The organism is Streptomyces sp. NPDC060198, assembly GCF_042728415.1.
Classification (GTDB): Bacteria; Actinomycetota; Actinomycetes; order Streptomycetales; family Streptomycetaceae; genus Streptomyces.
The window spans coordinates 1-6,399 of the sequence record NZ_JBHWZJ010000382.1; the positions used below are offsets into that span (position 1 = coordinate 1).

Below are 6,399 nucleotides of genomic sequence, written 5' to 3' on the forward strand. Positions count from 1 at the left end.
GGACCGTGTCGGTCCCCGCCTCCGCGACCAGCGGTGCTTCGGTCATGGTTACTTGACCGAGACCAGGGCGATGTCGAGTACGCCGGTCCAGTCGCTGATGACGACGTTCTTCACGCCCGCGCCGTAGAGGCGCTGGTAGACCGGGTGGAAGAGCGGCACGGTCAGCGCCTGCTCGCCGATCTTCTTGTCGAGGGCGCCCCAGCGGGCGGCGGCGGCGTCGAGGTCGGTCAGCTGGTTGATCTCGTCGATCTCCTTGTTGACCGAAGCGTCGTTCAGGCGGCCGGTGTTGAAGTTGTAGCCGTCCTCCACGATCTGGCGGCCGTCGAAGATCGGCGCGAGGAAGGGGCCGCCCGAGGGCCAGTCCGCGCCCCAGCCGGCGAGGAAGAAGCCGGGCTCGGTCTTCACGTTGTAGGCGGTCTCCGAGTAGGCGTTGTCCTCCAGCCCCTGGAGCTCGACCGTGATCCCGGCCTTCTTCAGGGCCTCCTGGATGGCGGTGGCGACCTCGGGGCTGGTGGCGAAGTTCTTCTCGTTGTCGTGCGTGAGGGTGACGGTCAGCCCGTTCGGGTAACCGGCCTCCTTCAGCACTTCCTTGGCCTTGGCCGCGTCGCCGGTGGCGCCGGAGGGGAAGGCGTCGTACGCCGTGTGTCCGAAGGACTTCTGCTCGGGCAGGAAGGTGGTGGCGGGCTCGGCGAGCGAGGACCCGCCGGCCGCGTTGATGACGGAGGTGCGGTTGACGGCGTACGAGATCGCCTGGCGCACCTTCGGGTTGTCGAACGGCTTCACCTTCGGGTTGAAGGCGATGTAGTTGGTGTAGCCGAAGTGGCCTTCGCCGACGCGGGCGGCAAGGGCCTTGTCGCCGGTGACCTTGGCGAGTTCGGCCGGACCGAGGTTGGTGTCGGTGGTGATGGCGGCGGCGTCGGCGCCGCGCGAGGCGGAGAGGCGCTGGTTGATGACGGCCGGGTCCAGGCCGGAGCGGACGTCGATCTTGTCCGGGTAGGCCTTGCGCTCGGAGTCGGTCTTCTCGGACCAGTAGGTGTTGCGCTCCAGGACGAGGTGCTCGCCGTCGCCCTCGTTGGAGACGACCTTGTACGGCCCCGAGGAGACGGGGTGGTTCTCGTAGGTCGCGCCGGTGTCCTTGGCCTGCGGCACGGGCGTGGTCTGGGTCTGCGTCGCCAGGTAGGGGAACTCGCCCTCGGGCTTGTTCAGGTGGAAGACGATGGTCCGGTCGTCGGGCGTCTCGATCGACGCGAGGCCCTTCTTGTCCTTGTACGGCCCCGCGTAGTCGGCGCCGCCGATCAGCCAGTCGCGCAGATAGGGCGCGCCGCCGGAGAGTTCGGCCGCGAAGGAGCGCTCGATGCCGTACTTGATGTCCGCGCTGGTGATCGCGGTGCCGTCCTCGTACTTCAGCCCGTCCTTGAGCGTGTACGTCCACACGGTGGCGTTCTCGCTGGGCGTGCCCAGGTCGGTCGCCAGGTCGGGGACCACCTCGGAACCGGCGGCGCCGGCCTCGCGGTTGCGGGTGGTGAGGGTACGGAAGACCAGCGACGGGACGGAGCCGCCGCCGGAGGTGTAGAGGCGCGCGGGGTCGAAGTTCACCTGGGGTGCGCGGTTGAGGACGCTGAGGGTGCCGCCCTTGGCGGGAGCGGACGAGGAGGCGGCGGAACCCGCGTCGCTCCCGCTCTCCTTCGGGCCGCACGCCGCGACGGACGAGCCCACGACGAGAACCACGACGGCCGCGGCCACGCGGCGGGATATGACGGACGGTTGACGCATCGGAAGATGACCTCTCGGTACTGCTCAGCCGGAGAGGCGAGCAGGGGAAACCATGACAAGAGCAGGAAGAAGACAGGTGAAAGCGGCAGAAAAGGGGTGGCCGCGAGAGCGCGCGGCGTGTCACGGGACATCGGGTGCGCGATCCGGCGGGAGCCCGGAGGAAGGAGCCGGCCCGGTCGGCCGGAGCAGGAGAGGGCCGGACCGGTCACGGGGGAGAACCGGGCCCGGGGCCGCCTGCCGGGGAGGCCGCGCCCGCGGGCCGGGACGCCGGGGTCGTGGCCCGGAAGCCGCGCGCTACGCCTCTCGGGGATGCGGGCGGCGGCCGGAACACGACCGGGCGGGCGTCAGCGACAGAGAATGTCGGCGACGCAGTGCCTGGTCACACCGATGAGCGCGCGCTCCAGGGCGGCACTCTCGGGGGTGATCAAGATGCGTGACATGCGGAGAAATATGAACGACCGCTCATCCACATGTCAATGCGAAATGAGACGGCCATATCAATATATGGACAGACCGAATCAAGTAGTGGGGTACACCCAGGGGTTGGGTTTGCAGGAGATCCCATCGATGTCCAACGACTTCGTCTGCTGCTGCATCACGGGCGCCAGGGCGCCAGGGGTGCGGCAGCTCACGTGGTTGTGCCCGAGCCGGTGTCCGACCTCGTGGTTGATGAGCATCTGCCGGTAGGGCAGGAGCTTGTCGGGGCCGAAGGTGACCGAACCCTGGGCCCACCGGTAGGCGTTGATCATGACGCGCTCGGTGGACGCGGAGTCGCAGGAGACGTTGTCCTCGGTGGTGTCCAGACCGGACTTCTCGCACCAGACCCCGGTGGTGCCGGGACTGGCGAGGGTGATGACGAAGTCGGGTGCGCCCGTGGAGATCCGCTCGAACGTCATGTCCCCGTGGTGCGCCCAACTGCGGTCGTCGTTGAGGGTCTTCTGCACGGCCTCCGCGAAGAGGGCGGGGTCGAGTCCGAGCCCCTGCTCCACGTCGATCCGGTAGCGGTACTTGTGCCCGGTACCGGGCGCCTTCGCCGCGCCCGGGACGACCTCGAACTTCCCGTCTCCCGCCAGATCGGCGGCGAGCGGGTAGGGCGTGGCCATCTTCTCCTCGTACGTCAGCGCCTTCAGCGGCGCCGCCGTCGGCGTCGTGGGGGTGGCCCGCGCGTCGGAGCGGGTGGCTCCCTGGCCGCCCTGCCGGGTGCCGGACGCCTGCGCGGAATCGCCCCCGCCGTGCCCCTGGGCCACCTGCCCGGCCACGACGACCGCGAGCACCGTGGTCACCGCCGCCGCCGCGATACCGGTGAACGTCCGCCCCTTGCCGCCCCGGCCGCTCGTGCCGGGGGTGCCGTCCGCTTCGCCGGAGCCGTCGCCGGCCCCACCGTCCGAGCCGCCGCCGATGCGGTCCGGCACGGCGACGGATTCCCCCGCCGGAGCGGGCACGGCCACCCTCGACGGGACCTGCCGTACCGGAAGTCCCACGGACGGCGCGTCGAAGGCGTCCACGAACTCGGGCCGCGGGCCCGGTATCAGCGGCGTACCGCCGGGCGCCGGCCGCACCACCGCACGTCCGACGGGAGCGGCGCCCCGTCCGCCCGCGCGCGGGTCTCCGGCGCGGGGGCCTGCGGACGGAAATTCGCCCGAACGTGTCTGCTGCCGGGCCGGGTCGGCGGGACGCGCCGACCGCGGGGCCTCGCCGAGGCCGTAGCGCGGCTGCGGGCCGGTGCCCCAGCCGCCGCCCGGTTCGCGCTGTTCGGGGTGGCCGCCGCGCACCTGCGGGACGCCCTGGAACGGGGTGTCCCGAGCCGCGTCGGACTGCCGCTGTCCGTCACGCCCGGGGGGTGCCGGTTCCGGCGCCCGCCTACGGCGCCCACTGCCGGAGCCCGCCTCCGATGCACCGACCGGGGCCGGTGCGGCCTCGCCCGCCGGGCCGTTCGCCTCGGCGCCCCTTCGGCTGTGTCGTCCCACGCCCCGGATCAGCTCCCGCCGTCGTCTTCCACCAATTCCCGGACCGCCTGGGCGACCGTCTCCGGGTACTCCATCATTGCCACGTGCCCGGCTTCGGGCAGCGACAAAAGGCGCGAGTCGCGGAACGCCTCGGATGCCCTGCGTGCCATCCGGTACGAGACCAGCTTGTCCCGTCCGCCGTACACCAGGAGCGTCGGCGCGAGCACCCGCTCGGCCTGGCGCCACAGCCCTTGCTGCCCGCCCAACGTGTACGCGTCGACGATTCCACGGGCGGAGCGCGCCATGGCCTCCCAGAAGTACGGCAGCTCCAGCCGCCGTTCCATCTCGGCCACCGCCTGGCGGAAGCCCTCCTCGGTGATCCGCGTCGGATCGCCGTAACAGAGTGCCATGACCCCGCGGGTGCGCTGCTCCGCGGTCATGCCCCGGCTGAGCCGGGAGAAGAGCGCGGCGACCCCGGGAAGCGCCAGCAGCCCGGTCGGCACGGCCGGCCGCTGGACACGGATCTCGGGCAGCGCGGGCGAGACCAGGGTGAGGGTGCGCACCAGGTCGGGGCGGACGGCCGCGACCCGGGTGGAGACCGCGCCGCCCAGCGAATTGCCGACCAGGTGGACCGGACCGCGCCGCTGCGCGTCGAGCAGCCGGATCACCGCCCGGGCGTGTGCGGTCACCGAGTAGGCGCCGTCGTCCGGCGGCGGGGAGTCGCCGAATCCCGGCAGGTCGACCGCCTCCCCGTCGACCACGTCCGCCAGCAGCGGCATCAGGGCGGACCAGTTCTGCGAGGAACCGCCCAGCCCGTGGACGTAGAGCGCGGGAGGGAGCCCGGCGCGCACGTCGGGCCGGGAACGGACGGTCAGGCTCAGCCCGGCCAGGGGAACGGTGCGCAGACTCTCCCCGGACCCGACACGCACGGCACTGACCGTGGGGGCGACCGCCGCGGCGGCGGCCTGGACACCCGGCAGCTCGGTCGAAGACATGCGGCAATGTTACGAGACGATCACGCGCCGATTCATGTGTTCGCGGTCACAGGCCGCATCGCGGGGCAGGAGTGCAGCTCATAGGCTTCGGATGAGGGACGGAAGGGAGTCACCATGACGGTCGACCCGAGGGACCCGGAGACGTTTCTGGACGAGCAGCCGGACCCGGCGGGCCTGGAGACCCCCGCCGCGGACGCCGCGGAGCAGCGGACGGAGGTCCGGCCGGAGGAAGACGAGCCGCTGACGGAGGCAGGCACCGAGGAGGCCGACGAGGCCGACGTCGCGGAACAGACCAAGGTGGTCGCCGAGCACGAGGACGACTACCGCTGAGCGGCCCGCGCGGCACCGGCCGCCACCGCGTCCCGCCCCACCGGGGCAGGCGCCCGGTAGCGGCCGGTGCGGGGGCTGTGCCCGCCTGCACCGTGAAATGGCCAAAAGTCGCTCCGCGCGGGGCGATTACCTCTGAAACACGCAGTTCGGGGCCGTTTCGTCCCGGCCCGGCCGATGATGCGGCGCCGGTCCGTGGCTACCGGAGTTGTCCGGTCCGTGAAATTCTGCGTCCGCGCCGCGCGCACCCGGGTTACCCAAAAGTACGATGGCCATGCGGCGCGGCAAGCACTGGACACCGTGTCGGATCACACATTTGGGAGGCGGCGTGAGCGCCATCGAGCAGACAGAGGCAGCGCGCCCGCGGGGCACTCGCCTGCCCCGCCGCGCCCGACGCAATCAGCTCCTGGGCGCCGCCCAGGAGGTCTTCGTCGCGCAGGGGTACCACGCCGCCGCGATGGACGACATCGCCGAGCGGGCGGGCGTCAGCAAGCCGGTGCTCTACCAGCACTTCCCCGGAAAACTGGAGCTGTACCTCGCGCTCCTGGACCAGCACTGCGAGTCGCTGCTCCAGGCGGTGCGCACCGCCCTCGCCTCGACGACGGAGAACAAGCAGCGCGTCGAGGCCACCATGGACGCCTATTTCGCGTACGTGGAGGACGAGGGCGGCGCCTTCCGCCTGGTCTTCGAATCGGACCTGACCAACGAGCCCGCCGTGCGTGAGCGGGTGGACCGGGTGTCCCTGCAGTGCGCCGAGGCGATCTCGGACGTCATCGCGGGCGACACGGGCCAGTCCAAAGACGAATCGATGCTGCTGGCCGTCGGCCTGGGCGGAGTCGCCCAGGTGGTGGCCCGTTACTGGCTCTCCAGCCCCTCCGGCATCCCGCGCGACACCGCGGTGCAGCTGCTCACCTCGCTCGCCTGGCGCGGCATCGCGGGGTTCCCGCTGCACGGGACCGAATAGCGGCACCGGGCGTGTTCGCTCCCGGCGTGGCCGGTCGGGCCGTGGGCGCTCGGCCCACCGGGCTAATGTGGCTGCGTACGGCGCGGCTACCGCGCAGGGACTGACCGTCGGAGGGACATAGCCGTGGAGGTCAAGATCGGGGTGCAGCACACGCCCCGCGAGATCGTTCTGGAGAGCGGGCTTTCCGCCGAGGACGTCGAGAGCGCGGTCGCCGAGGCGCTCGGCGGCAAGGCGCGTCTGCTCAGCCTCACGGACGAGAAGGGCCGCAAGGTCCTCGTGCCGGCCGACCGGATCGCGTACGTCGAGATCGGCGAGCCGACGGCCCGGCGCGTCGGGTTCGGCGCACTGTAAGCGGCACCACGCGCAGCACGACGGAACGGCCCGGCGGGATCTC

The 6,399-nt window shown here is 71.6% G+C and carries 7 protein-coding genes; 3 read left to right on the top strand and 4 right to left on the bottom strand.

The window, feature by feature from the left end; translation table 11 throughout:
- Nucleotides 1–48 precede the first annotated feature (48 nt).
- The 4 genes from ACFWEP_RS29725 to ACFWEP_RS29740 form a co-directional block, all read right to left on the bottom strand.
- Entirely contained in the window at nt 49–1,773 is a 1,725-nt protein-coding gene (locus ACFWEP_RS29725) for an ABC transporter substrate-binding protein (RefSeq protein WP_387374629.1), read from the bottom strand.
- 344 nt (nt 1,774–2,117) lie between these two features.
- Nucleotides 2,118–2,213, bottom strand: coding sequence for an Ms4533A family Cys-rich leader peptide (locus ACFWEP_RS29730; RefSeq protein ID WP_323180436.1), 96 nt, complete (start codon nt 2,211–2,213; stop codon nt 2,118–2,120).
- 78 nt (nt 2,214–2,291) lie between these two features.
- The gene (locus tag ACFWEP_RS29735) at nt 2,292–3,740 is read right to left on the bottom strand and encodes a DUF3152 domain-containing protein (RefSeq protein ID WP_387374631.1); all 1,449 of its coding nucleotides are present in this window, start codon (nt 3,738–3,740) and stop codon (nt 2,292–2,294) included.
- Nucleotides 3,741–3,748: 8 nt separating this feature from the next.
- Nucleotides 3,749–4,714: an alpha/beta fold hydrolase gene (locus ACFWEP_RS29740; RefSeq protein ID WP_387374633.1), complete on the bottom strand. Its 966-nt coding sequence runs from the start codon at nt 4,712–4,714 to the stop codon at nt 3,749–3,751.
- Nucleotides 4,715–4,828: 114 nt separating this feature from the next.
- On the opposite strand from ACFWEP_RS29740, the gene ACFWEP_RS29745 reads away from it, so the two are divergent.
- From ACFWEP_RS29745 to ACFWEP_RS29755, 3 genes are all read left to right on the top strand, one after another.
- On the top strand, nt 4,829–5,044 hold the full coding sequence (locus ACFWEP_RS29745; protein WP_387374635.1) for a hypothetical protein: 216 nt from the start codon (nt 4,829–4,831) through the stop codon (nt 5,042–5,044).
- Between the two features lie 325 nt (nt 5,045–5,369).
- Nucleotides 5,370–6,005, top strand: coding sequence for a TetR/AcrR family transcriptional regulator (locus ACFWEP_RS29750; RefSeq protein WP_266708815.1), 636 nt, complete (start codon nt 5,370–5,372; stop codon nt 6,003–6,005).
- A 123-nt stretch (nt 6,006–6,128) separates the two neighbouring features.
- Nucleotides 6,129–6,356 carry a DUF3107 domain-containing protein gene (locus tag ACFWEP_RS29755; RefSeq protein ID WP_266708813.1) on the top strand — a complete coding sequence of 76 codons (228 nt, stop codon included), beginning with the start codon at nt 6,129–6,131 and terminating at the stop codon, nt 6,354–6,356.
- Nucleotides 6,357–6,399: the final 43 nt, after the last annotated feature.

Bases quoted from the DNA above. Each gene is read 5' to 3' on its own strand.
- ACFWEP_RS29725 (WP_387374629.1), bottom strand. From the start codon at position 1,773: ATGCGTCAACCGTCCGTCATATCCCGCCGCGTGGCCGCGGCCGTCGTG.
- ACFWEP_RS29730 (WP_323180436.1), bottom strand. From the start codon at position 2,213: ATGTCACGCATCTTGATCACCCCCGAGAGTGCCGCCCTGGAGCGCGCG.
- ACFWEP_RS29740 (WP_387374633.1), bottom strand. From the start codon at position 4,714: ATGTCTTCGACCGAGCTGCCGGGTGTCCAGGCCGCCGCCGCGGCGGTC.
- ACFWEP_RS29745 (WP_387374635.1), top strand. From the start codon at position 4,829: ATGACGGTCGACCCGAGGGACCCGGAGACGTTTCTGGACGAGCAGCCG.